Annotated in this window: 24 protein-coding genes and 1 tRNA gene; 18 read left to right on the forward strand and 7 right to left on the reverse strand. The window is 41.5% G+C overall.

What is annotated here, in order from left to right:
- Positions 1-67: 67 nt before the first annotated feature.
- A protein-coding gene (locus tag NT178_03375; protein MCX5811570.1) for an IS3 family transposase occupies positions 68-1,245 on the forward strand; the annotation gives its coding sequence in 2 pieces (ribosomal slippage) (positions 68-392 and positions 392-1,245; 1,179 coding nt in all).
- A 378-nt stretch (positions 1,246-1,623) separates the two neighbouring features.
- On the opposite strand, the gene NT178_03380 is transcribed toward NT178_03375, so the two are convergent.
- Both NT178_03380 and NT178_03385 read right to left on the reverse strand, forming a co-directional pair.
- A complete protein-coding gene (locus NT178_03380) occupies positions 1,624-3,573 on the reverse strand; it encodes a response regulator (protein ID MCX5811571.1) in 1,950 nt (649 codons plus the stop codon).
- 1 nt (position 3,574) lies between these two features.
- Entirely contained in the window at positions 3,575-4,387 is an 813-nt protein-coding gene (locus NT178_03385) for an HDOD domain-containing protein (GenBank protein ID MCX5811572.1), read from the reverse strand.
- A gap of 270 nt (positions 4,388-4,657) precedes the next feature.
- Here NT178_03385 and queA point away from each other — a divergent pair, with 270 nt between their 5' ends.
- From queA to NT178_03425, 8 genes are all read left to right on the forward strand, one after another.
- Positions 4,658-5,674: a tRNA preQ1(34) S-adenosylmethionine ribosyltransferase-isomerase QueA gene (queA, locus tag NT178_03390; GenBank protein ID MCX5811573.1), complete on the forward strand. Its 1,017-nt coding sequence runs from the start codon at positions 4,658-4,660 to the stop codon at positions 5,672-5,674.
- Positions 5,671-6,807, forward strand: a complete 1,137-nt coding sequence (gene tgt / locus NT178_03395) for a tRNA guanosine(34) transglycosylase Tgt (GenBank protein MCX5811574.1) — start codon at positions 5,671-5,673, stop codon at positions 6,805-6,807. Before queA ends, tgt begins: the two co-directional genes overlap by 4 nt.
- Positions 6,782-7,096, forward strand: a complete 315-nt coding sequence (gene yajC, locus NT178_03400; protein MCX5811575.1) for a preprotein translocase subunit YajC — start codon at positions 6,782-6,784, stop codon at positions 7,094-7,096. Before tgt ends, yajC begins: the two co-directional genes overlap by 26 nt.
- A gap of 1 nt (position 7,097) precedes the next feature.
- Positions 7,098-7,451 carry a 30S ribosomal protein S6 gene (rpsF, locus tag NT178_03405; protein ID MCX5811576.1) on the forward strand — a complete coding sequence of 118 codons (354 nt, stop codon included), beginning with the start codon at positions 7,098-7,100 and terminating at the stop codon, positions 7,449-7,451.
- Positions 7,452-7,531: 80 nt separating this feature from the next.
- Positions 7,532-7,804: a 30S ribosomal protein S18 gene (gene rpsR, locus NT178_03410; protein MCX5811577.1), complete on the forward strand. Its 273-nt coding sequence runs from the start codon at positions 7,532-7,534 to the stop codon at positions 7,802-7,804.
- 12 nt (positions 7,805-7,816) lie between these two features.
- On the forward strand, positions 7,817-8,266 hold the full coding sequence (gene rplI / locus NT178_03415) for a 50S ribosomal protein L9 (protein ID MCX5811578.1): 450 nt from the start codon (positions 7,817-7,819) through the stop codon (positions 8,264-8,266).
- Positions 8,267-9,637 (forward strand): replicative DNA helicase, encoded by a 1,371-nt coding sequence (gene dnaB / locus NT178_03420; GenBank protein MCX5811579.1) that lies wholly within the window; start codon positions 8,267-8,269, stop codon positions 9,635-9,637.
- A complete protein-coding gene (locus tag NT178_03425) occupies positions 9,634-10,158 on the forward strand; it encodes a CDP-alcohol phosphatidyltransferase family protein (protein ID MCX5811580.1) in 525 nt (174 codons plus the stop codon). Before dnaB ends, NT178_03425 begins: the two co-directional genes overlap by 4 nt.
- Before the next feature lie 167 nt (positions 10,159-10,325).
- Here NT178_03425 and NT178_03430 read toward each other — a convergent pair whose 3' ends face one another.
- Positions 10,326-11,054 (reverse strand): FadR/GntR family transcriptional regulator, encoded by a 729-nt coding sequence (locus NT178_03430; GenBank protein MCX5811581.1) that lies wholly within the window; start codon positions 11,052-11,054, stop codon positions 10,326-10,328.
- Positions 11,055-11,256: 202 nt separating this feature from the next.
- On the opposite strand from NT178_03430, the gene NT178_03435 reads away from it, so the two are divergent.
- From NT178_03435 to NT178_03460, 6 genes are all read left to right on the forward strand, one after another.
- Positions 11,257-12,756 (forward strand): AMP-binding protein, encoded by a 1,500-nt coding sequence (locus NT178_03435; GenBank protein ID MCX5811582.1) that lies wholly within the window; start codon positions 11,257-11,259, stop codon positions 12,754-12,756.
- Positions 12,757-12,787: 31 nt separating this feature from the next.
- A complete protein-coding gene (locus NT178_03440) occupies positions 12,788-14,317 on the forward strand; it encodes an AMP-binding protein (GenBank protein MCX5811583.1) in 1,530 nt (509 codons plus the stop codon).
- Between the two features lie 31 nt (positions 14,318-14,348).
- Positions 14,349-15,371 carry a TRAP transporter substrate-binding protein gene (locus NT178_03445; GenBank protein MCX5811584.1) on the forward strand — a complete coding sequence of 341 codons (1,023 nt, stop codon included), beginning with the start codon at positions 14,349-14,351 and terminating at the stop codon, positions 15,369-15,371.
- Positions 15,372-15,483: 112 nt separating this feature from the next.
- Positions 15,484-15,969 carry a TRAP transporter small permease gene (locus NT178_03450; GenBank protein MCX5811585.1) on the forward strand — a complete coding sequence of 162 codons (486 nt, stop codon included), beginning with the start codon at positions 15,484-15,486 and terminating at the stop codon, positions 15,967-15,969.
- The gene (locus NT178_03455) at positions 15,962-17,269 is read left to right on the forward strand and encodes a TRAP transporter large permease (GenBank protein ID MCX5811586.1); all 1,308 of its coding nucleotides are present in this window, start codon (positions 15,962-15,964) and stop codon (positions 17,267-17,269) included. The genes NT178_03450 and NT178_03455 overlap by 8 nt, the downstream gene beginning before the upstream one ends.
- A gap of 98 nt (positions 17,270-17,367) precedes the next feature.
- Entirely contained in the window at positions 17,368-17,850 is a 483-nt protein-coding gene (locus NT178_03460; protein ID MCX5811587.1) for a PH domain-containing protein, read from the forward strand.
- A 14-nt stretch (positions 17,851-17,864) separates the two neighbouring features.
- Here the strand turns inward: NT178_03460 and NT178_03465 are convergent.
- The 4 genes from NT178_03465 to NT178_03480 form a co-directional block, all read right to left on the reverse strand.
- A tRNA-Ala gene (locus NT178_03465) sits at positions 17,865-17,940 on the reverse strand.
- 36 nt (positions 17,941-17,976) lie between these two features.
- Positions 17,977-19,554 carry a long-chain fatty acid--CoA ligase gene (locus NT178_03470; protein ID MCX5811588.1) on the reverse strand — a complete coding sequence of 526 codons (1,578 nt, stop codon included), beginning with the start codon at positions 19,552-19,554 and terminating at the stop codon, positions 17,977-17,979.
- 289 nt (positions 19,555-19,843) lie between these two features.
- Positions 19,844-20,509 carry an HAD family hydrolase gene (locus tag NT178_03475; GenBank protein ID MCX5811589.1) on the reverse strand — a complete coding sequence of 222 codons (666 nt, stop codon included), beginning with the start codon at positions 20,507-20,509 and terminating at the stop codon, positions 19,844-19,846.
- Positions 20,509-21,648 carry an alanine--glyoxylate aminotransferase family protein gene (locus NT178_03480; protein ID MCX5811590.1) on the reverse strand — a complete coding sequence of 380 codons (1,140 nt, stop codon included), beginning with the start codon at positions 21,646-21,648 and terminating at the stop codon, positions 20,509-20,511. The genes NT178_03475 and NT178_03480 overlap by 1 nt, the downstream gene beginning before the upstream one ends.
- 206 nt (positions 21,649-21,854) lie before the next feature.
- On the opposite strand from NT178_03480, the gene NT178_03485 reads away from it, so the two are divergent.
- The 3 genes from NT178_03485 (at position 21,855) to NT178_03495 (ending at position 24,034) form a co-directional block, all read left to right on the forward strand.
- The gene (locus tag NT178_03485; GenBank protein ID MCX5811591.1) at positions 21,855-23,057 is read left to right on the forward strand and encodes a cysteine desulfurase family protein; all 1,203 of its coding nucleotides are present in this window, start codon (positions 21,855-21,857) and stop codon (positions 23,055-23,057) included.
- 21 nt (positions 23,058-23,078) lie between these two features.
- Positions 23,079-23,465 (forward strand): Fe-S cluster assembly scaffold protein NifU, encoded by a 387-nt coding sequence (gene nifU / locus NT178_03490; protein MCX5811592.1) that lies wholly within the window; start codon positions 23,079-23,081, stop codon positions 23,463-23,465.
- A 107-nt stretch (positions 23,466-23,572) separates the two neighbouring features.
- Positions 23,573-24,034 (forward strand): hypothetical protein, encoded by a 462-nt coding sequence (locus NT178_03495; GenBank protein ID MCX5811593.1) that lies wholly within the window; start codon positions 23,573-23,575, stop codon positions 24,032-24,034.
- Positions 24,035-24,237 lie beyond the last annotated feature (203 nt).

Below are 24,237 nucleotides of genomic sequence, written 5' to 3' on the forward strand. Positions count from 1 at the left end.
TCATACAACCAAAATAAGTTGTAGTAATAGCCATAGAGTTATTACTATAATCAGAAGGAAGGTGAATATGAGTCCGATAGAGGTCATTACATCAGTTGAGAGAAGAAGGTATTGGAGTGCAGAACAGAAAAGAGCCATGGTAGAGGAAGCCGAGCAACCAGGCAATAGTATTTCTTCCGTAGCAAGAAAATATGAAGTTCATCCTAACCAGCTCTTCAAGTGGAGACATCTCATACATGAAGGGTCTCTTGTAGCTGCCAGATCAGAGGAATCTGTTGTTCCTCTATCGGAAGTAAAGCAGCTTCGGGCACAGATACGGGAACTGCAACGGCTACTCGGCAAAAAGACTATGGAAGTAGAAATCTTAAAGGATGCTATCGAGATTGCCCGTGAAAAAAAACTGATATCGCGGTCACCCTTATCCGGAAAGGACTCTACCCTGTGAAGACAATTACCGATGCACTGGCAGTATCCCGTTCCAACCAGTATACACGGGGAAAGACCAAAAGGGGCAGATATAACCCTAGGCCCGATGATACACGGTATCTTTCCCTTATCCGGAAGATCACCGATGAAAAACCCACATATGGCTATCGGAGGGTAACAGCTATTCTTAACCGTGAAATTGAACACAGGATAAACCATAAACGGATATACCGGATTATGAGGATCAACCATCTTCTTTTGCCGAAATACACCGGAAGACCGACACGTCTCCATACAGGGACGATCATAACCCTTGCCAGCAACATGCGCTGGTGTTCCGACGGCTTTGAGATTCTCTGCTTTAATGGTGATAGGGTTCGTGTTGCCTTTGCCATGGATTGCTCCGACCGGGAAGTTATGAGTTATATAGCCACCACAAAAGGAATAACCTCTGAGATGGTAAAAGACCTCATGGCAGAATCAATTGAATACCGTTTTGGTAAGGCAGATAGAGTCCCTCACAGAATTGAGTGGCTTACTGACAATGGTTCTGCCTATACTGCCCATGACACCATCCGATTTGCCAGGATGATGGGGTTTGAAGTCTGTACAACTCCATACTACAGTCCTGAATCAAACGGAATGGCCGAGTCCTTTATCAAAACGTTTAAACGGGATTATGTACAGATAAATGACATAAAAGATGCACGAACGGTTATGGAACAACTCCCTTTCTGGTTTGAAGATTATAATGAAAAAATGAAATCACCGAGGGAGCACAGGAGAGCATTAGATAAGTTAGAAGGGTGTCCGGTTTGATAGGGGCAACTCCAAAATTTATCTCCCAAAACGGCCATCCCGCCATATTCTGTCCCCATGTGTGAATGATAGTCCGTCCCATAAAGTAGGCTGCTTGCACAGTTCTTCTTAGATACAATTCCGAAAATTCCGCTCATAAGTCCTCCTTAAACGCTTGACCTGGATATAATACAACCTCTAAGCTATTTTCTCCACTATTAAACCATGTTCAGGACATGTTTTCAGAAGCAATAAAAAAGGAATTTTCGAACTGTTTTTTCGATGAAAATTATTTACTGACAGACAGCAGGCGTATAAATAGTATTTCGTTTTGCCCTCTTTTCATTATTATGCTTATTTTTTTTAAGTTTAACGGTGTGTTTATTTTAAACTGTCAGTTCAATTTGAAAGTATATCGAAAATTGTCTTTATTACATCTTTATCTCTATAAGGCTTATCAAGGTAGCCGTCCACGCTGTATTCTTTAAGGTTGTTTTTTTGTTCCTCGCTCATAAAGCCGCTCGATACAACAACCTTAACGTCCGGCCGCATGCCCCTGATTTCTCTTAAAACTTCATCTCCCTTTATCCCCGGCATGATCATATCAAGTATTACGAGGTCTATGTTCCTTTGGTGTTCTGTAAATATCTCTATAGCTTCTTTACCATTGCTTGCTTCAATGACGTGAGCACCTTCGTCCATAAGGATACCTTTGACAAATTCCCTGATAATATCCTCATCATCTACGATGAGCACTTTCCTCTTTTTTCTAATGCTTTCTTTAGTGATTTGCTCAACCGGAGCGTTTTTCCATGTTTCATCGACTGCTGCAGGTATGTAAATGCTGAACTTTGTTCCCTGGTCAGTCTTACTGTCAAGCTCTATAAATCCTCCGTGTTCACGGATTACTTTACTGACAATATAAAGACCCATACCAAGATTCTTGCCGTTTTCTTTGGTAGAAAAATAAGGCTCAAATATCCTGGTTTTTATTCCATCATCTATACCCTTACCACTGTCTTCTATCTCTATTAATACAAGTCCTTTTTCACCGGTGTGTTGTTTCCGCTCTGTTCTTACCTTGAGCACCCCAATACCGTTCATTGCATCTTTTGCATTTATACAAAGGTTAAGAAACACATTCTGCAGCTCTGACTCGTCCCCCTTTATCATAGGGAGGTACTCGTAAAATGATTTTTCTATCTCAACATCCCTGAAGCTTTCTTTCAGCAAGAACAGGACGTCCTCAAGCAGTGCATTGACATCTATAAAACCTGTTGTTTTTTTTTGTCTTCTTGCGAAATTCAAAAGATGCTGAGTCAGTTTTGAAGCCCTCTGTGCCGAATGTTCGATTGCCTCGGCATACCGGTAAAGCTTTTCACCTTTCGGCAAAAAGTTTTTCATTAAAGATGCATACCCGAGCACACCGGTGAGAAGGTTGTTAAAATCATGGGCTATCCCGCCTGCAAGCAATCCAATGCTACCCATCTTTTCTTTCAGGAGGTTTTCCTCATTTTTGAACTTTTCTTCAGCAATATCAGTTAGCACTACAACCTTCCAGCTTGCTATACCTTGCTTTTCCATAACAGGGAAGCAATTCATCTTGAACATTTTGAATGTATCACCCGATTTATACGTGACATCGCCATGATGAGCATAATCTTTCTTATAAAAATCTTCATCAATCCCGATAATCAGGTGATCCAGCCTTTCGCCCATAAAGAGACCTTTTCTCTTTTCAAATTCTTCTCTTGCCCTTTTATTTGCAAAACAGATTGAACCGCCTTTATCAACTAAAAACATGGCATTGGGGAACTCGTTTATGACTAATTCGAAAATAGCTTTATCATGCACCTCTTCATGGTGGTCCTTAATGTTTGAGCTTAAAAGCAATGCCTTATTGTAAATATTGCATACTATTTCAATTTCTCTAAAAAGAGATTTATCAAGATTTAATTGGGATTTTTTTCCCAGCACCAGAAACCCGATGATATTTAAATCCTCTTTCAGGGGGTGTATATAAAGAGCGCTGTAACCGGATACATTATATTGGATCAACGGCGACATTATGCCCGTGTTAAGCGACCTGATGGTTTCTATATCCAGATTATCCGGGGAATTGTCAAGGCTGAAAAAGCCCTCTTTTACAGTATTGTTTCCTATCTTTAAGATTTTACATGTTTCAAAAGGTGATTCTTCAACAAATATTTTTGGTACGTCTTTTATAAAACCGTCTTTGTTTTCAAGACAGTTTAAAATTCTCATAATAATTGAATAGTTATTAACTGACCTTTCGTATAGGTTCCATTGAATACCAAGAGACTCTAATTTTAGTTCATCTTGCGTCATCTTATGCCATACATAAAGTATCCATAATATTTTTCAGTTCTTTTGCTATAGTATCCTTTTCCTTCATGAGAATGTAGCCCTCTGTACCGGAAACACTATTCGGCGATACGGAAAATCTATCTGCAACCCTTATCAAATTTAGCAAGGATTCATACTGAGTCTCGTTTGAATTTTCATGATGATACCGAATAACATGTGAAAATTCAAGAGGGAATTTCCATTTTAACGATATGGCATAGCCGGTTTCCTGATGGTCTATCCCGAAGCGTTCTTTTTCCATCTGGGTAATGGATTTTTCTTGAGCACCGGCTTCTTTTACAATTTCACTGTAATTATCGGCACTCATATAAAAAACAATCTTTCCTATATCATGGAGCAGCGCTATTGTGTAGACTTTCATCGGGTCTTCAACAAATGTTTTTTCTGAAAGTATTTTTGATGCACAGGCAACATACATGGAGTGTTTCCATAGAACGAGCAAATCTTCTTCCTTGAGTTTCAGTTGTTTCAATATACTTTCCATAAACAAAAGGCATGTGATAATCCCCTTTACTTCCTCATATCCAATGTTTATCATTGCACGCTGGAGACTGTATATCTCTATTCCCCTGCTGTAATATGCCGAATTGGCAATGCTGATAACCTTTGAAGAGATAGCCTGATCGTACTTTATAACGTCACTTAAATCTGAAAAAGACGAATTTTTATTGCTAAGAACGGCAAAGACTTTATCGATAATCGTGCTTAATGTAGGGATAACCTTCAAATCTGCTGCCCTGCTTAGAAGGTTGCCTCTCATAGCATAGTTTTCCATAGGTCACTATTTACCTTTTCGGACGAAATAAAAATATATTAAGTTTTAATTATTTATTTTTATGAATTTAGCATTTGAATGTTTTGTAATCAACATAATTTTATTAGAAAAATTCGTTTTAGTAAAAAAAGTTAAGCTTTTTACTTCTATTCTCCTAAGTTTTTATCTGTAACGATGGTGCTATTCACTTATAACGGGTTGTAATCTAAATTGAATTGCTTATATTTTCACAATCTGTTATAAATTAACCTGATTTTTTTAAAGAGGATTATGGATTCCGGATTATTCGATTATATGTTACCAAAGGAGATGATTGCACAGCACCCTGCCAGGGAAAGATCATCTTCACATCTCCTCGTCTTTAACAAGGATGAGGGAACAATAGAGCACTGTTCATTCCGGGATATTGCCCGGTATCTCCGTAAAGGGGATGTTCTTGTATTAAACGACAGCAGGGTATTCCCGGCGAGACTCAAGGCAATAAAAGATAGCGGCAGTAACATAGATATCCTTCTTGTAGAGAGAATTGGAGAAAAACAATGGCATTGTCTTGCCAATGGGATAAAAAAGGGGGCGACAGAATTAATTGTTTCTATCGGTAATATTAAAGCAAAACTGACACAACATACTGATTTCTGGATGATTGAATTTTTATGTCTTGGTGACGACTACGGTATCATACAACAGTACGGGCAGATGCCGCTCCCACCCTATATAAAAAGAAAAGAAAAAGATAGCATTGATTTCGAGAGGTATCAAACAATTTATGCTGATGCAGAAGGTTCCATTGCAGCACCGACTGCAGGTTTTCATTTTACAAAGGAATTGCTCGAAAGCATTGAAAATATCGGTGTAAATGTAGTAAAAATTACCCTTCATATCGGTATCGGAACGTTTTTTTTGATAAAAAAACAATGTATAGAAGAACACAAAATGCACAGAGAGTATTATCAAATTGCCGGGGATGTAAAAGAATATATTAAGTGTGCAAAAAATGAAGGGAGAAGGATTATAGCTTGTGGCACAAGTGTAGTGAGAACACTGGAGACAGCATATGCTGCAAACGGGAGTACTCCGCTGAACGCTTATACGGATCTTTTTATATATCCGGGATACAAATTCAAAATGGTGGATGCTCTGATAACAAATTTCCATCTGCCAAAATCAACACCGCTTTTACTTGCTTCCGCTTTCGCCGGAAGAGATGGTCTTTTGAAGTGTTATTCGGAGGCAATAGAGCTTGATTATAGATTTTACAGTTATGGAGATTCGATGTTCATCATATGAAAACCATAGAGCTTTTAAAGGAAAGTAACCATGCAAGACTTGGCATTATCAGGACAAAGCATGGAGATATAGAAACACCGGTGTTTATGCCGGTAGGGACCCAGGGTACCGTTAAAGCTATTACCAATAAGGACCTGAAAGAAACCGGGGTTAAGATAATACTTGCAAATGCATATCATCTATATTTAAGACCCGGTGATGGTCTGATAAAAGAGATGGGCGGTATCCAAAAATTTGCAGGATGGGATGGACCGGTTCTCACGGACAGCGGGGGATATCAGATATTCAGCCTGGGTGTATTGCGTGAGATAAGTGAAGATGGTGTTTTATTCCAGTCCCATATTGACGGGTCAAAGCATTTTCTTTCTCCGGAAAAGGTAGTGGATATACAGGAGAATATCGGCGCAGATATATGTATGTGTTTAGATGAATGTATCCCCTACCCTTCATCGTATGAATATACAAGTGCTTCTGTCGGTTTAACCTCCCGATGGGCAAAAAGATGTTTGGATGCAAAAATAGATGATGGACTTTTATTGTTTGGAATTATTCAAGGCGGTTTTTATAAGGAATTGAGGCTGCAGTCAGCCCGTGAACTGGTTGAGATGGATTTTGATGGCTATGCCCTCGGCGGTTTAAGCGTCGGGGAGCCAAAGAGCATTATGTGGGATATGGTAGATGCGGTCATCGATCTGCTGCCGCATGATAAGCCAAGGTATCTTATGGGTCTTGGTTTTCCCGAAGATATTGTTGAAGGAGTAAAAAAAGGTATAGATATGTTTGACTGTGTTATTCCGACGAGACTTGCGAGAAACGGAAACCTTTTTACATGGAATGGGAGGATAAATATCAAAAACGCAAAATATGCACGGGACGAGAGCCCTGTCGATGAGGAATGCAACTGTTATACATGCAGGACATATTCCAGGGCATATCTAAGGCATCTTCTTGTATCCCATGAATTGACAAGTTTCTATTTGAATACACTCCACAATATCTATTTTTATTCTGCATTTTTAAAAAAGATACGGGAGGCTATCAGGGAAGGTTCCTTTGATACGTTTTATGAAGAGTTTAAAATGAAATGGAAGGGAGGTGAATTGCAAGATGAACATAGCACATGCAATGGGTAATTTGGGAGGGTCCGGACAGGGAGGGACGCAGCAATGGATGGGTTTGCTGCCTCTTGTCCTTTTGTTTGTAGTCTTTTATTTTTTATTGATCAGACCGCAACAGAAACGGGCAAAGCAGCAAAAGATGTTTATTGAAAACTTGAAAAAAGGCGATAAAGTTATAACTTCAGGTGGTCTATATGGTACAATAACAGGTATTACAGACGACACAGTTACACTGGAAATTGCCGACAAGATCAGAGTAAAAGTATTAAAAGGCGCAATCGCAAATACAGCGAAAGGAGATTAAAGTGGGAAGGTATGAAAATATTGTTGTGATAAGCCCGGATTGCACAAAGGAAGAGGAAGAAGAATTACTCAAAAGAATACGGGCTAATCTGGAAAAATTCGGCAGCACAATACTTAGGATGGATGACTGGGCCGTAAGGAAACTCGCCTATCCGATCAAGAAGAAAGAAAAAGGCCATTATTTCTTTTTGCTCCTTGATGCAGATGAAGCAAATATGGCAAATATCAACAAGTTCTATAAGACGCTTGATACCGTTTTGAGACACATGCTGGTGCGGGTTGACGACAACGAGAAGGGACTGGAAAAAGCGCCGGATCATGTTGTCTTTGACGAACTGGAAGGAGAATTTTCTTAAACAATATATTTCCCTAAATCTGCATAATGTGTTTAAGATAAAGGTAAATTAAATAATATAAGAAAGAATGGAGGATATAGATGCCAAGACCAGCAGCAAGACCAGCAAGAGGACCGGACGGGGGAAAAAAAAGGGTTTACATGCGGAAAAGAGTTTGCAAATTCTGCCAGGACCCTAATTTGCCAATCGATTACAAGAATCCAAAGCTTTTAAAATATTTTATTTCGGAACGTGGGAAGGTGATGCCACGGAGAATGACGGGAACCTGCGCCAATCATCAGAGGAAATTGAAAGAGGCAATAAATATGGCAAGACATATTGCCTTCCTCCCTTTTACAACACTTGCAAAATGACGGGGGTACTATATGAAGGTTATTCTTACGGAAGATTTACGTGGCACAGGTAAAAAAGGTGAAACTGTAGACGTTAAGGAAGGATATGGAAGGAATTATTTAATCCCGGAAGGCCTTGCGCTCCCTGCAACTGAAAGCAATCAGAAGAGATTCGAGAACATCATAAAAAATCTCCAGGATAAAAAAGGGAGGGTTCTAAAAGCTGCTGCAGATATTAAAGAAAAATTAGAAGAGATTTCACTTGTAATCAAGAAAAAAGCCGGTGTAGATGGAAAGCTTTTTGGCTCTGTGACCCATAAAGATGTAGCTGATGCAATAAAGGAGACTCTCGATGTTGAGATAAACAGAAAGAGTGTGAGAATAAATGAACCAATCAAGTCAACAGGCGTACATACCCTGGAAATCCATTTAGAGCAAAATATCACTGCCACTGTGAAGGTTGAAGTGGAAAAAAAGGATTAAATGGTAAGGACTTCAAAAGATATCCAAGAAAAAAAATCCCGCTCTATAGGTCGTATCCCACCCCAAAATTTGGAGGCAGAAGAGTCTCTTCTCGGTGGCATCCTTATAGACCCTGATGCTATAAACAAAGTAATAGATATGGTCAGCGCCGAGGATTTCTATAAAGATGTCCATGGCAGAATATATGATATCATGATCGGCCTGTATGAAAAAAACGAGCCGATAGACATTATTACAGTCAGCAGTGCCGCCAGGGATAAAGGGGCTATAGATAAAATAGGGGGCGTGACATACCTGAACACGCTGGTGGATCACATGCCCAGTGCGGCAAATATTGTGCAATATGCAAAAATGGTTAGAGAAAAAGGCCTTTTAAGAAACCTCATGAACGCTGCTACGGAGATTATTGAAAAAGGGTACGAATCGGATGCGATAGAGGACTACATAGATAATGCGGAAAAGATGATCTTTCAGGTTTCCGAAAAGAAATTCAGACCTTCTTTTTTCTCTGTTAAAGATATTGTCATGGATAGCGTAAAAACTATTGAGAGGCTGTATGAGAAAAAACAGTCGGTAACCGGTGTGCCTACAGGTTTTTCCGAACTTGACAGACTTACGAGCGGCCTACAACCTTCCGACTTGATTGTTGTTGCGGGCAGGCCAAGCATGGGAAAGACAGCCTTTGCTATGAATATTGCCCAACACGTTGCCATGTTAAAGGAATTGGCTATACCTGTCGGTATTTTTTCGATGGAGATGTCAAAGGAACAGCTTGTTACAAGGCTTTTAAGCTCAGAATCGGAAGTGGAACATTCTAAGTTGAGAACAGGCACATTGTCGAGCGCAGAATGGCCGAAACTTGCCTATGCAGCAGGAAAGCTCTCCGAGGCGCTTTTTTTTATCGATGACTCTCCATCTATGAGTGTTCTTGAACTCCGGGCTCGTGCCAGAAGATTAAAAAAAGAGCATGGACTTGGACTGCTTATAGTCGATTATTTACAGTTGATGAGGGGCGGACGGACCTCCGTTGAGCGGAGAGAACAGGAAATATCTGAAATATCAAGGTTTTTAAAATCCCTTGCAAAGGAATTGTACATACCTGTAGTTGCCATATCCCAACTTAACAGGATGGTTGAACAAAGAGAGGATAAAAGGCCAAGATTGTCCGATCTCCGGGAATCAGGCGCGATAGAACAGGATGCAGATGTAATTATATTTATATACAGAGATGAAGTTTATAATAAAGACAAGGAGAATAATAAGGGTATTGCAGAGATAATCATTGGAAAACAGAGGAATGGCCCGACAGATACTATTGAGCTTGCCTTCCTGGACAAATTTGCAACCTTTAAAAATCTTTACAGAGAATGAACCTGCCTAATCTGCTATCAATATTCCGCCTTTTTGTTACGGTCTTTTTCATCATTGCAATCAATTACGGTAGGCATGACATTGCGCTTTTACTGTTTATAGTACAGGCATTAAGCGATGTGCTTGATGGATTTCTTGCACGGATCATGAAGGCAAAAACGTATCTTGGCGCCTTTCTCGACCCAATGGCTGATAAGGTGATGATTGTATCCTCCTATATTGTGCTTTCCATTCACAGTATTATACCGTTTTGGGTGACATCCGTTGTACTTATCAGGGATTTAATCATTTCTACAGGTTTTCTCATTCTTTATAAGCTTTCATATAAGGGAAAGCCCACCCCGATTATTTTAAGTAAGATTACAACCTTATCTCAGATGTGTACCGTTATTTATATTCTATGGCCAGGCGACAGAATATATTCGAAACATTTTTTCTATGCAACGGCAGTTCTTTCAGTGATCTCCGGTTTTCAGTATGTTGCCGGTGGAATACAAATTTACCTCAAAAAAGAGCGCTAAGCAGAAAATTAATACCTTTGCAAAACTCTATAAATACCATCAAACCGGTGAAAACTGTTATCCAGAAGTTATCGAATTTACTGGATGTTGCTTGCGCAAGCATGACAGAAAAGAATGATTGGGGCGCTTTTGCAAAGGTCTGATATTTATTTAAAGGGTTTTGAAGCCTAAAGCCGTGTTCTCCTGTCCCGGTAAGTCCGTTCCATCTTGATAAGGTTTTCACCAAATTCGATAGTGTGCTTTTTCATCTCTATGGCAGCCAGATCAGCATTCCCGGATAAAATTGCCTCCACAACAGGGTGGTGCATTCCCGCCGGGTGCATGAATGGTTCTCCAGGATTCACTACTTGAATCACCCGCCTGGTCAGCGCCATCAGAGACCGCTCCAGAGCTTCAAAAAAGCGGTTCCCACACATTTCGGACAGGATATAGTGAACGGTGGTCTTTGTATCTATGTCTTCGGTCAGGTTGCGAACCGGTAATCCTTCAGCTTTGAGTGCCTCCTTGAGGCGTAATGCATGATCTTGACCTATGTTTAAAGCCGCCAGCCGGGCTATTTCAGGCTCCACGAGAAGTCTTACCTGAACCAGTTCCGGTATAGATATCTTTTCAGCCCTAAAAAGGTCGATGAAAGCATTACTGAGATGCTCAAAAGTTAAGTCCGTGACAAAAGCACCTCCTGTAACCCCCTGACGGGTAGTCAGGAACCCTGTATTCTCAAGCACTCGCAAGGCTTCCCGAACGGCAACACGGCTTACCTTGAACTGTTCCGCCAACTCACGTTCAGATGGCAGTTTATCCCCGGACTTGAAATAGCCAACAAGGATTGAACGCTTCATCTGCTCAGTAACTTCCTCGGATACCCGTGACTGCTTGATTGGCTTAAACGTCGGCATTATTAGCAACACCTTTATTTTTATGATATAGTGAATGCTGCAAAATTTGCAAGATATTTTTAATATTTTAAAATATTGTCTTGACATAAATTTTATATCATTTAAAATATTATACCATAAAGAATATTAAGCTTAATTTTCATATACAAACAATACAAATGTATGAAAGTGTTTAAAATGAATAAATATTTGGAGGCAATACATGAATCTGGCTGTTAATCTGGAGAGGTCGGCCTTTTTCTTTCCTCATCGTTTGGCTATCCGCCAAGTTGACTTAAAAGTTACATATGCTCAATTGAATGACCAATCAAACCGGATAGCAAAGGGCCTCATTAAAATGGGAATTAAGCCGGGAGAACCTGTCGGTCTCTGCGCTCCAAACTCGGCTGATTGGATTGCCTTTTACTTTGGTGTCCTCAAGACAGGGGCAACAGCCGTAACGCTTTCCAGTTTACTTACCGGGGCTGAACTGACAAATCTCGTAAACCACGGAAAGCCGCGCATTATTTTCACCTCCAATGCCAAGCTGCAGGAACTGGAGCAGTTGAAAGACTCCAGCGGGCTTGAAAAATTGATCTGCGATGGGGGCGATCTAAATATCCATCGTCTCATGGAAATGGGATCAGGATCATTTAATACACTTGACAGAGACCGTCTTGATACCGCTGCTATCCTTTACACCGGCGGTACAACAGGTATACCGAAGGGGGTCATGCTTACCCATGAAGGCATTAATTTTTCCAGTTACAGTATAGCCTACTATGAACGGTCCACTGAAAAAGATATTGCTCTATGCTTTCTGCCCTTTAATCATGTCTTCGGACAAATACACATCATGAACTCAACGATCATGAGTTCGGGCTGTCTTGAGCTTTTGCCCACCTTTGATATGGAGAGGGTCTTGGAAGTATTGGAAACAGGTGAAATAACAAAGTTTTTTGCTGTACCCACGGTTTATATCCGCCTCTTGGGACTTCCCGACTTAAAAAAAACATTGGGGCCGCTACGCTATTGTTTTTCGGCAGCAGCCTCCATGGCAATGGAAATAGTCAAACAATGGAAAGAACGCACCGGGATCACTATCGCAGAATCGTATGGGATGACAGAAGCTATGCCCATCACCTTTAACCATTATTATCCCGAAAAACATGTTGTCGGGTCTGTGGGACAACCGGTCCATGGAGTGGAAGTCCAGATCCGGGATAAATCGGGGAACTTGCTTGAACAAGGACAGGAAGGCGAAATCTGCGTCCGGGGACCTAACGTCATGAAGGCATACCTGGATAATCCCGAAGGAACCAGCGCCGCATTCTGGGAAGGCGGATGGGTCCGCTCCGGAGACATTGGTATTTTTGATCCCAACGGCTACCTCTCCATTGTTGACCGGCTCAAGGATCTGATTATTACCGGCGGCGAAAACGTCTATCCCCGCGAGGTAGAAGAGGTGCTTTATACGTCCCCTGAGGTTGAAGAATGTGCCGTCATCGGACTGCCCGATAATGAATGGGGTGAACGTGTTGTTGCATTTATAGTTCCAAAATCAGGAAAAACTATTTCAAATGATGCATTGAAGGCTTTTCTTAAGGCTCGTCTGTCGTCTTTCAAGGTCCCCAAAGAGTACATCATTACAGACGAACTACCGAAAAGCCCTGCCGGCAAAATATTAAAGCGTGAAATAAAAAAGAAGTTTATCAAAGGTTAACTTATAATATCTTTATAACAGGAGGCGCTTAATGAATTTGGCTGTTAATCTGGAAAGGTCGGCATTTTTCTTTCCTGATCGTCCTGCTGTCTCAGAAGACGGTTTGGAGATCAGCTATGCCCGGCTTAATGAACAGGCCAACCGCGTTGCCTCGGCACTTCTTCAGATGGGGATAAAGTCTGGAGATCACCTGGGCTTATGCGCTCCCAACTCATCGGATTGGCTCGTTTTCTACTTTGGTGCGCTGAAAGCCGGCGCTGTTGTGATAACCCTTTCCAGCCTTCTTTCCCAGGATGAATTTTGCTTACTGGTTAATCATGCAAAATTGAAATTTCTTTTCACCTCAGAATCAAGGCTCGGCAGCCTTGTGGGCCTCAGGGGGAATGAAGGGGTTCAAAAGGTTATATGCCCGAACGGCGACATGACCTTGCAGCAGGTCCTTGATCAAGGGGTATCATCCTTCAAGGCAGTGGACTGCAATCGTACTGACACGGCGGCAATCCTTTACACTGGAGGGACCACCGGCATACCGAAAGGGGTTATGCTAACCCATGAGAATATCAACGTATCAGCTCATAATGTAGCTTTTAGCGAAAGATCCACGGAAAAAGACCGTGCTCTCTGTTTTCTTCCCTTAAACCATGTTTTTGGCCAGGCACATATTATGAACGCCACGATCATGAGCGCCGGGTGCCTTGAGCTACTTCCGGGTTTTGATATGGAACGGGTTATTGGGCTTATAGAGGCAGGTCTCGTTACAAAACTTTTTTCCGTACCAACTGTTTATGCACGCCTCCTGACACTCGAACGACTCGAAGAAATGATGCACAATGTACGTTATTGTTTTTCCGCAGCAGCCAGTCTGCCAATAGAGATTGTGCGTCAATGGAAGGAACGCACCGGCCTTAACATCTGTGAAGGTTACGGCCTTACTGAATCCGCCTCTGCTGTTACTTATAATCACTATTACCGGCATGTTGTCGGATCCATAGGAGGGACGGTTCCCGGCGTAGAAGTCCAGATAAGGGATACATCGGGAAACAGACTGGAGCAAGGCGAGCAAGGCGAGATATGCATTCTGGGCCACAATATCATGAAGGGTTATTTCGAGAATCCAGAAGCAACTGACGAAGCCTTTTGGGATGATGGCTGGTTCAGGTCCGGCGACATTGGTTATTTTGATAATGAAGACTATCTTTACATCGTTGACAGACTTAAAGACCTCATTATTACCGGCGGTGAAAACGTCTATCCCCGCGAGGTTGAAGAGATTATTTATACCAGACCGGAAATCGAGGAGTGTGCGGTTGTGGGTCTCCCTGATAAGGAGTGGGGCGAGCGGGTTGCGGCATTTATCTTGCCAAAGCAAGGGCAGGTAATTAGTTCGGAAACATTGAAATCTTACTTAAAATCCCGCCTTTCTTCATTTAAGGTTCCCAAAGAGTATATAACTGTGAGTGAAATGCCTAAAAGCCCTGCCGGTAAGATTCTCAAACGCGAATTGAAAAAGAGATTTATAGACGTGGGTAGTTTTCTTGTAAATAACGGCAAGACGGAGTAAAATATTGAAACATAAAAAAGGAGGATGTATTATGAAAAAGGGATCTGTTATTACATTGTTGGTTTTTTTAATGGTATTTTTGTTTTTCTTAACTTCAATTCCTGCACATGCTCAGGAAAAAGTGATGAAACTCAGGCTTTCAACTATGTGGCCACCTACACACCCCCATTCAGTATTGTTCAACCAGTGGGGCAAGGATGTTGAGAAGGTAACCCAGGGGAGGGTAGTAGTGACTTTATTTGCAGCCAGTACGCTTTCACCTCCGATGCAGGTCTATGACAACACTGTAAAAGGTATTATTGATGTCGGCACAAACTTATTGGCATATTCACCCGGCAGACTTCCGCTTTCCGAGGTTTTACAGCAGCCGCTTGGATACAAGAATGGATTGCAGGCAAGCAAGCTGGCCAATGCATTTTATAAGAAATTCAAACCGAAAGAATTTGATGACGTAAAGGTTATGTTTCTCCATGGCGCGGCACCGGGTTTCATTTTTACGAAGAAAGTTATAAAATCAACTGATGAGATCAAAGGACTCAGAATCAGGGCTAATGCAGAGAATGCTGACATTGTAAAGGCTCTCGGCGCTTCTCCTGTAACCATGCCTGTTACTGAAGCATATGATAGCCTTTCAAGGGGTGTTGTGGATGGAACTCTTTTCCCGATTGAAGCATTAAAGGGATTTAAAATCGGTGAGGTTGTCAAGACGGTGATTGAGAACTATGGTGTGTCCTATATGACATCCATGTATTGTATCATGAACAAAGATAAATGGAATGCAATATCCCCGGCTGATCAAAAGGCAATAGAAAAAATTAATGACGAATACGGCGAAAAATTCGGTAAGCAGTGGGTTGCATTGGATAAAGGTGCAGAAGAATTCGCCAAATCGAAAGGCGTAACTTTTGTGATGGTTTCTAAAGCGGAAGAGGCGGCAACCATTCAAAAGATGAAACCGATTTTAGCAGACTATGTTAAAACGACAAAAGCAAAAGGTCTCCCGGGCGATGAAGCATTGAAATTCTGCGAGGATTTTTTAAAGAACAATCCGTAAAATTATTATTATCAGAGAGGGCTGTGGTACTACAGCCCTCTCTGCATTTAAATGATGATAAAACTGAAAACGCAGACCTAAATCTCGTTTTTTTATAATATGGAGGCGAAAGATGAAACGCTTTATGGCAGGCATTACCGGCATCGATAAATTATTATACGTCATTGCAGGTAGTGTATTGGCGTGTATGATTTTATTAACCTTTTGTGATGTGATTTTAAGAAACTTCGGCCATCCGATTACCGGATCTATGGAATTCATACAATACGGGGGGTGCATTGTATTCGGATTCTCAATTCCTTATGGCACGATGCTCGGGTGTCAGGTAATTGTTGATATAATAACAGAAAAGTTCAGTCCGGAAAAAAAACGGGTCATAGAAATAATTACCAGATGCATTGGTATCTTAATATTCTTATTTGTTGCCTACAATTTTTATGTTTATGGGATGGATGTGAGAAAAACAGGTGAACGTACGGCCAGCTTCAAGATACCTTACTACCCGTTCAGTTTTGCCCTTTCGTTCACGTTTCTGCTGCAGAGTCTTACGATATTTTGTGATCTGATAAAAAAAGTGAAAGGAGCAAACAATGAGTGATGTTGCCATTGGAACATACGGAATAATACTGCTGCTGTTCCTTTTTTTAACCGGGCTTGAAATGGCTTATTGCATGATACTGGTTGGATTTCTCGGATTTACGTTTCTTATGTCCTTTCCAGCGGCATCCAATCTCGTCATTAAAGACTTCTTCGATAATTTTACAACATACAGTTACACAGTAATCCCTCTCTTCATGGTGATGGGGGAGTTTGCCTCAAATTCCAATATCGCAAAAAGGTTATACCTGGGGGCGCACAAGTGGTTCGGTCATATACCGGGTGGACTCGCGATGACAACCGTAGTAGGCGCCACCCTATTTAAAGCCATGTGCGGATCAAGCCTTGCCACAGTCGGAACCTTTTCAAACCTCGCGCTGCCTGAGATGGACCGCTATGGATATAAAAAGGAACTTTCCTGCGGCACTATTGCATCTGTCAGTACCCTGGGTATGATTCTGCCTCCCTGCACAGTGCTTATTATCTATGGACTTCAGGTTGAGCAATCCATAGGCAGGCTTTTCCTTGCAGGGATTGTCCCCTCGCTGATGATAGCGGTTCTTTTTATGGTAGTTATATTCGGATGGGTAACTTTACAGCCTGCAATAGCTCCCAGGGCGGAAAGGGCAACATGGAAAGAGAGGTTCCTTGTAATCCCGGACGCAGTGATTGTTGCCATTATTTTCGGTATTGTAATAGGCGGGATGATCACCGGTTTTTTCAGTCCCACAGAGTCAGGTACAATAGGCACGGTGGCAATATTTCTTCTGGCTCTCGTGCGAAGAGAAGTCAATTTGGATATGATTGTCAGATCCTTTAAGGGGGCATTGAAAACCTCCATTATGACTCTAATGCTTATTGCCGGATCTGCTATTTTTGGCCATTTCCTTGCAATAACAGAGATTCCGATGATTACGGCAAAGTGGGCCGCAGGGCTTCCTATACAGGGCACATTTGTTATGATCTTAATAATTGTCATCTACCTGGTAGGCGGTTCAATCATGGATGACCTGGCATTTATGGTACTTGCCACTCCGATCTTTTTTCCGACAGCTGTCGAACTCGGTTATGATCCCATATGGTTCGGCATCCTGATTTGCGTTACGCTTATGATCGGCGGTATTATTCCGCCAGTGGCGATTTATGTGTTTATATTAGGGAACATAACGGGAATCCCTTTCAAAACGATTTATAAGGGTGTCGTTCCTTTCCTTTCGGCCCTTGTCCTGGCTTTAATAATTCTGTTTGTTTTCCCGCAGGTTGCACTGTGGCTGCCTAATTTAATGATGGGTAAAGGATAATCAGTATAAAGGCTTTATAAAGAATCATTATTAAGTCTAAGAAGCGGGCCTGCTGAATTTTAGTTTTGGCAGGCTCACTTATTTGAATATGAGAATATATGAATTCAACTGATAACAAACTAACCCAAAATGAAGCGATTATTTATCGTGCCAAATGTCACTGGGCTATACTTCTTGGGCCTATATTAGTGATTATTATAGGAGGGCTGGCTCTGAGGTCTCAGGGGTATCATGCAATGGTACTCGTTGCTTTTGGTCTTGTTTGGGGAATATTTTCATATATAAGGTTAAGCAGAACAGAAATAGGATTAACCCGAAATAAGGTTTTAATCAGTGCCGGGTTTCTAATAAATAAGTCTTATGATATCCAGCTTAATGAGATCATGGTTATTGATTATTATCAGCCCTCTCTGGGCTCAATGTTAAATTTTGGCAAGATTATGATTGTCTATAACGGAAAGAAAAAATGCGCCTTACGGTTTGTTTCTTGTCCCGCGGAATTTGTAAAAGAAATTCAGCAGCAAATAATCGCACTTAGCCCATCTTCGACAGCAAAAAAGGCCGTCAAGAAGACGGCCTGAATATCTGAAAATTATGGTGGAGCTGAAGGGGATTGAACCCTCGACACCTTGACTGCCAGTCAAGTACTCTCCCATCTGAGCTACAGCCCCACTGACTTATCTTTATAGCAGCAAGTCCGGAAATTGTCAATCAGTTTCGGTTTGAGTTTCGTTTTCGGTTTCCCTCAGAAGAAGCTTTTTTATCTTTCCTGATGCTGTTTTTGGTAATTTATCCACAAACTCTATATATTTCGGAATTTTATATTTTGCGAGTTTATCCTTTAACAACTGATAAATTTCTTCTGTTGTTATGGAGTGCCCGCTTCTGACCACAATAAATGCCTTGCCTACCTCCCCCCATTTTTCATCGGGCACGCCTACGACCGCCGCGTCAATAATGGCCTTATGGCTGAGCAGGGCCTTCTCAATCCCCGCAGGATAAATATTCTCACCGCCACTGATAAACATATCCTTTTTTCTGTCAACAATATAAACATATCCATCTTCATCTATCCTCGCAAGATCACCAGTGTAAAACCAGCCATCCTTTATTACTTCGTCGGTCAAATCATCCCTGTTCCAGTATCCGTTCATTACTATCGGGCCTTTTACAACGACCTCTCCTATATCTCCTGTCTTAACGGGCATTCCTTTTTCATCAACAATATTTACCTCGCTATGCATTACCGGCTGTCCGACAGAACCCATCTTCTCTATAGCATTTTCCATGGGCAGCCAGAAAAGCGTGGATGCTTCTGTCAGTCCATACACCTGGGACAGAGTCAGACCCTTTTCGGCATAAGCCTTTAAGAGTGCTATCGGGACCCTTTCTCCGCCGGTAAAACAACATTTCAGCGAACTCAGATCGTAATCTTCTATCCTGCATTCATTAAGAATAAAACTGTACACAGTTGCAGGTAATTCCAGCACCGTAACCTTGTATTTCTCTATTGTTTTTAATATATCCACAGGTGTAAACCTTTTTTGAATTATAATAGTACCACCTCTATAAATAACTGGCGCCATCTCAACAATGAGTCCCCCTGAGTGGAATAAAGGCCTTGCAACGATACCGATATCTGCTTTTGCCATGTCATAATATATGCCGGCATTGAGGACATTAAAAAAAGTCTTCCTGTGTGAGAGCACTGCCCCTTTAGGTAAACCTGTGGTACCGGAAGTATACATGAGAATATGGGGGTCATCGTCTCCTGCAGACCAGGATAGATTAGGCTGTGTTTTGGGGAAGCGCTGAATATAATTTGCATAATTTATTGCCCATGAAGGCGTTTCCTGTCCTTTTATGCCTTCGCCCGACACACAGGCAACATGGGTCTTTACAGGCAATGTTTCCCAAAGTTTTTCTGCGTTCTCCATAAACTCATAATCGAAGACAATAAAGTCCGTACCGCTGTCCCGTATAATAAACTCAAGCTCGGGTAATGCAAGCCGCCAGTTGAGTAACACAAGAATGCCGCCGACTCTGGACATTGCAAAGAATATCTCAATGAACTGCCTGCTGTTGCGCAACAACAGCGCAACCCGGTCGCCCTTTTTTATACCGAGATGAAGAAAAAAATGGGATAACCTGTTGATATTTGAATTGAATTCAAGGTAGGTGAAGGGCATGCCTTCAGAGATTATTGCAACCTTATCAGGCTGGATCTTTGCCCATTTTGCTATCCAATCGGCCACATTAATCAAATTGTTCCGTTCGTCTTTCATGATCCTTTACAATATATTGTATACAATATTTTATATAATGATGTCAGCAAATTCTTTATGAAAATCGCTTATTTTCCATTACCGGAACACCCGCAAGTTGGTACGAACGTGTGAAATAATGTATTTCATCCTTCACCCCGGTGAAAACCGTGGCCCAGAAGTATTTGAATTCATTGGATTTCGGCTTCCGCCGGAATGATGTGGGACGGGGCTAAAAGCAATTATTTCACAGGTACTGCCCTGGCCACCCCCTCTCACTCACTGTTTAAGCTGTATAGATGCCGCTAACTTATGTTCGAGAATCTGCCAAGACTTTTAGATTGAGTATATCGCGTATATCATACAGGATAAAGGTGGCCCCGATTTTTTCAAAGTCTTCTCTTTGTGTCCTTCCGGTAAGCACCCCTGCAGTCATCATGCCTGCCCCCTTACCGGCAATTACATCGGTGGGATGGTCACCAACCATCATCGACTCACCGGGAAGAGCATCGAGTATTCGCAATGCTTCAAATGCATGAAAAGGATCAGGCTTAACACGTCTTGTGTTTTCCCTGGTTACGGTTACACTGATATAGTTATCCACATCAACAAAAACATGCCTTATCACATCAATGGAGGTTCTTGTAATAATACCTGTTTTTATTCCGTTACCTTTCAGATATTTTAGAACATCTCTTGTATAAGGATAAACATCTTTGTTCATTGACGATTCAAGTTCGAGGAATTTGAGCCGATCAAAGGCCTCTTTTTGAAATTCGGCGACTGCCTGTGCTCCATCAAGCTTCTCCTCAATCCTGTAAATCATCTCAATGATAAAATTGTCTTCTGTCTCTTTTATTATCTCTTCTGTCGTGTATCTTCTTGCAATATCGGCAATTTCTTCTCTTAAATGGGTAAAATCCAGGCTTAATGGCGTCAATGTACCGTCAAAATCGAAAATTATTGCTTTTATCATTATAAATCTTTTAAGCAGTCTAACGCCTTTGCAACTCCTGAACCCATCTGGAACTTATATCCCAGGTCTCGTAATGTAAATTCGAGGGCAGAGATCGCAGTTATTACATCGTATTTGTCGGCATAACCGAGGGTTGCAATTCTGAAGGCTTTGCCTTTCAACTGCCCCTGTCCGCCTGCCCCGGTAACTCCATGCTTTTTCCAGAGCGTCTTATAGATTGCCTGACCGTCAATCCCTTCAGGCGCACAAATAGCAGTTACAGCAGGACTCGGATTTTTAGCAAATATCTTTAAACCCATTGCCAATACCGCTTCGCGGGTTGCCTGTGCGAGACTGTCAATCCTTTTGTAAACATTCTCGAGCCCTTCCTCTCTTATAATCCGCAAAGACTCCCTTAAACCGATAATAAGTGAGATCGCAGGGGTAAAATTCGTCTGATTTTTCTGTAAATTTGCAAGTTCTTTTGCCCAGTTAAAATAAAATTTTGGAATTTTTGATGCCTTGTTGAATTCCCAGGCTTTATCGCTGACCCCCGCAAAAGCAAGTCCCGGTGGAAGCATCAGGGCTTTTTGAGAACCGCCGATGAGGATATCAATATTCCAGGCATCCATAGGCAGTTCAAATATGCCAACCCCTGTAATGCCGTCTACCACCATCAGGGTGTCAGGATAATCTTTTACGATAGTCGCAATCTCTTTGACAGGGAATTTTGCCCCGGTTGATGTTTCGGTGGCCTGCATATACACAGCCTTTATGTCAGTGTTGGCTTTCAGGGCCCTTTCTATATCAACAGGATCAAGGATGTCCCCCCATGGAATATCTATGTTTAATGTTTCAACACCGTAGACATTGCAAATATTGGTCCATCTTTCGCCGAATTTCCCGCTTCGTATACATAAAGCTTTATCTCCGGAGGAGAGCATGTTTGTTACAGCGCCTTCCATTGCGCCGGTGCCTGATGATGTAAATATCAAGACCTCATTCTTCGTTCCAAACAGATATTTAAGGTTTTCCCTTACGTCTTCCACTACTGTCTCGAAAAGCGGATTTCTGTGGTGAATCATCGGTTCAGCCATTTTTAAAAGCACTTCCGGCGGTATTGCGGTCGGTCCGGGTGCGAGCAGATATCTTTTTTGCACTATTACCTCCTCAATTTATGAGTTATGCTAAAATGCTTAAAATAATTGTTATTTTTTACCAAAAACTCGTTAAAAACACAAGAAAAATGCTGTACCCTCTGTGCTGTATCATAAGTGATATTATGACAGGAGTTGGTTTGGGAACTGCTCTGCCGGCAAGTCAATTAAGGTTCACAAAATGTTTTTATTGTGTTATATTTCCCAATATGGACAGGATATACTTCGACCACGCATCAACGACACCTGTAGACAGGCGGGTGCTTGATGCAATGCTTCCCTATTTCAGCGAACAGTTTGGAAACCCTTCATCAATCCTCATCGAGGAAGGCAGGGTTCCGAATAAGGCTGTAGATGAGGCACGGGAAACGTTAGCACAACTTGTGAATGCAGAAAGGGAAGAGATTATTTTTACCGGCTCAGCTACCGAATCGAATAACTTAGCCATAAAAGGATTAGCGCTTGCCAACAGAGATAAGGGGAAGAGAATACTCTTTTCCGATATTGAGCATTTTTCTGTTATGAATCAGGCAGATTTTTTAAGAAGTCTTGGATTTGAAGTTGATTTTATAAAGGTAGACAATTACGGTATAATTGACCTTGAAGATTTAAAAAACAAGGCAACTGACGATACAATACTTGTATCAATCATGCACGCCAACCTGGAAATAGGGACTATTGAGCCTATTGAAGAAATTGCCTTATTTTTGAAAGAACGGGATATCTTATTTCACTCCGATGGTACAGGGACCTGCGGCAGAATACCTGTTGACGTAAAAAAACTGGGCGTTGACACAATGACTATATCTCCTCATCAGTTTTACGGTCCCAAGGGGGTTGCAGCCCTCTACATGAAAAGAGGTGCAAAGCTTATATCTTTTATGCAGGGGGGTTTTCAGGAAATGGGTTACAGGGCGGGGACAGAAAATGTACCGGGGATTGTCGGTTCCGGTAAGGCTGCCCAAATTGCAATGGAAGAAGTAGGTGAAAAGTTAGAAAGATTGACAAGGTTATCAAGAAGGTTATGGGATGGGCTTTCATCATCCATAGAATATATACATTTCACAGGTCATCCGAATATAAGGTTGCCAGGTCATGCAAGTTTCTGGATTGAGTTTGTTGAAGGGGAATCCTTGCTCTTATGGCTCAACCTGAACGGGATTGCTTCAGCAAGCGGGAGTGCTTGTGCTTCGAATATGATGGCAGCCGACGAAACAGGATTGAAGGCATCCCACGTGCTCACTGCAGTGGGCGTACCACCGGAGATATGCAGCGGTTCTATTTCTTTTTCTCTTGGGAAGGATAACACAATGGAAGAAGTGGAGTATGTCCTTTCTGTCATACCGGGTATAGTAAAGCGGCTGATGGAAATGTCGCCTCTTTATGAGAAAGCCAGGAAGCCAGGAAGATAAGTATCAAAAAGGAGGTATAAGATGGCAAAAGGCCCTTACAGCGACAAAGTAATGGACCATTTTATGAACCCGCGGAACATGGGCGAAATAGAGGAGGCTGATGGTGTCGGAGAGGTAGGGAATCCGGCCTGTGGTGATGTTATGAAGCTCTATCTGAAAATCGAGGGCGATAGAATAGTAGATGCTAAATTCAAGACCTTCGGGTGCGGTGCGGCAATTGCATCAAGCAGTATGACAACTGAACTTATAAAAGGCAAAACAATAGATGAAGCGCTCAGCATATCTAATGAAGCTGTCGCAGAAGCCCTGGGAGGTTTACCACCGGCAAAACAGCACTGTTCGGTGCTTGCAGAAGAAGCTCTAAAAGTTGCCATTGAGGATTACAAAAAGAAAAAAGGGCAGGGTTAAAAGATTGAGCATATGTATTATTCAGTCACCCCTGTTACTTAAAATATAAGGATAACGAACCAGTTTTAAACAGGGCTTAACAATCTGAAATCATGGAGATAATATAAATGAGATCTATTAATCGTATATCCAGGATATGTATTTGCATGATCCTTGTTGTGCTTGCCGGCAGTCCGCTTTACGGGAAAGAAGAGAAGATTATGCCTAAGGAGCCTGGCGTTTATATTAAAACAGACAAACCCTTAATCAGGCTTTTGCCGAATATTGTTTTCAATGAGAAAGGGCTTCTTTTTATTGAAAGCAATAACCCCGAACATTTTTTATTGAAAAACACCGAATACTTTGTAGTGTTCGGTAAGTATAACATTAATGTCGTAACGCTTAACCCGCTGCTTTTCATCAATGCCTCTCCTTTGGGCAAACCACGTTTCATTTTAGGAAAAGACATTGAGATTGACATTAAAAATATAGGCAGTGATTTGTACATTTTAAAGCCTAAAGCATTAATGGGGAGAGGCTATTATTGTCTCTGGATCGAGGATACAGTGTGGGATTTTGTTATTGAGTAAGGATTAAAAATTTATTCTGATTTATATCTCTTGATTACTGCTTTTAAATGGAGGCGGCATCCGGATTTGAACCGGAGAATAACGGTTTTGCAGTAGATTTACAAATATAAAATAGCATAAAGGGATACCAATAAACATAATATAATCGAGATGATATATATGCTTGTGGTATCCCTATTTTTATGTTATTTCAGGTCATTTGA

The sequence above is a fragment of the Pseudomonadota bacterium genome (genome assembly GCA_026388255.1).
GTDB lineage: Bacteria > Desulfobacterota > Syntrophorhabdia > Syntrophorhabdales > Syntrophorhabdaceae > JAPLKB01.

Bases quoted from the DNA above. Each gene is read 5' to 3' on its own strand.
- NT178_03380 (MCX5811571.1), bottom strand. From the start codon at position 3,573: ATGACGCAAGATGAACTAAAATTAGAGTCTCTTGGTATTCAATGGAAC.
- NT178_03385 (MCX5811572.1), bottom strand. From the start codon at position 4,387: ATGGAAAACTATGCTATGAGAGGCAACCTTCTAAGCAGGGCAGCAGAT.
- queA (MCX5811573.1), top strand. From the start codon at position 4,658: ATGGATTCCGGATTATTCGATTATATGTTACCAAAGGAGATGATTGCA.
- tgt (MCX5811574.1), top strand. From the start codon at position 5,671: ATGAAAACCATAGAGCTTTTAAAGGAAAGTAACCATGCAAGACTTGGC.
- yajC (MCX5811575.1), top strand. From the start codon at position 6,782: ATGAACATAGCACATGCAATGGGTAATTTGGGAGGGTCCGGACAGGGA.
- rpsR (MCX5811577.1), top strand. From the start codon at position 7,532: ATGCCAAGACCAGCAGCAAGACCAGCAAGAGGACCGGACGGGGGAAAA.
- rplI (MCX5811578.1), top strand. From the start codon at position 7,817: ATGAAGGTTATTCTTACGGAAGATTTACGTGGCACAGGTAAAAAAGGT.
- dnaB (MCX5811579.1), top strand. From the start codon at position 8,267: ATGGTAAGGACTTCAAAAGATATCCAAGAAAAAAAATCCCGCTCTATA.
- NT178_03425 (MCX5811580.1), top strand. From the start codon at position 9,634: ATGAACCTGCCTAATCTGCTATCAATATTCCGCCTTTTTGTTACGGTC.
- NT178_03430 (MCX5811581.1), bottom strand. From the start codon at position 11,054: ATGCCGACGTTTAAGCCAATCAAGCAGTCACGGGTATCCGAGGAAGTT.
- NT178_03435 (MCX5811582.1), top strand. From the start codon at position 11,257: ATGAATCTGGCTGTTAATCTGGAGAGGTCGGCCTTTTTCTTTCCTCAT.
- NT178_03440 (MCX5811583.1), top strand. From the start codon at position 12,788: ATGAATTTGGCTGTTAATCTGGAAAGGTCGGCATTTTTCTTTCCTGAT.
- NT178_03445 (MCX5811584.1), top strand. From the start codon at position 14,349: ATGAAAAAGGGATCTGTTATTACATTGTTGGTTTTTTTAATGGTATTT.
- NT178_03450 (MCX5811585.1), top strand. From the start codon at position 15,484: ATGAAACGCTTTATGGCAGGCATTACCGGCATCGATAAATTATTATAC.
- NT178_03455 (MCX5811586.1), top strand. From the start codon at position 15,962: ATGAGTGATGTTGCCATTGGAACATACGGAATAATACTGCTGCTGTTC.
- NT178_03460 (MCX5811587.1), top strand. From the start codon at position 17,368: ATGAATTCAACTGATAACAAACTAACCCAAAATGAAGCGATTATTTAT.
- NT178_03470 (MCX5811588.1), bottom strand. From the start codon at position 19,554: ATGAAAGACGAACGGAACAATTTGATTAATGTGGCCGATTGGATAGCA.
- NT178_03475 (MCX5811589.1), bottom strand. From the start codon at position 20,509: ATGATAAAAGCAATAATTTTCGATTTTGACGGTACATTGACGCCATTA.
- NT178_03485 (MCX5811591.1), top strand. From the start codon at position 21,855: ATGGACAGGATATACTTCGACCACGCATCAACGACACCTGTAGACAGG.
- nifU (MCX5811592.1), top strand. From the start codon at position 23,079: ATGGCAAAAGGCCCTTACAGCGACAAAGTAATGGACCATTTTATGAAC.
- NT178_03495 (MCX5811593.1), top strand. From the start codon at position 23,573: ATGAGATCTATTAATCGTATATCCAGGATATGTATTTGCATGATCCTT.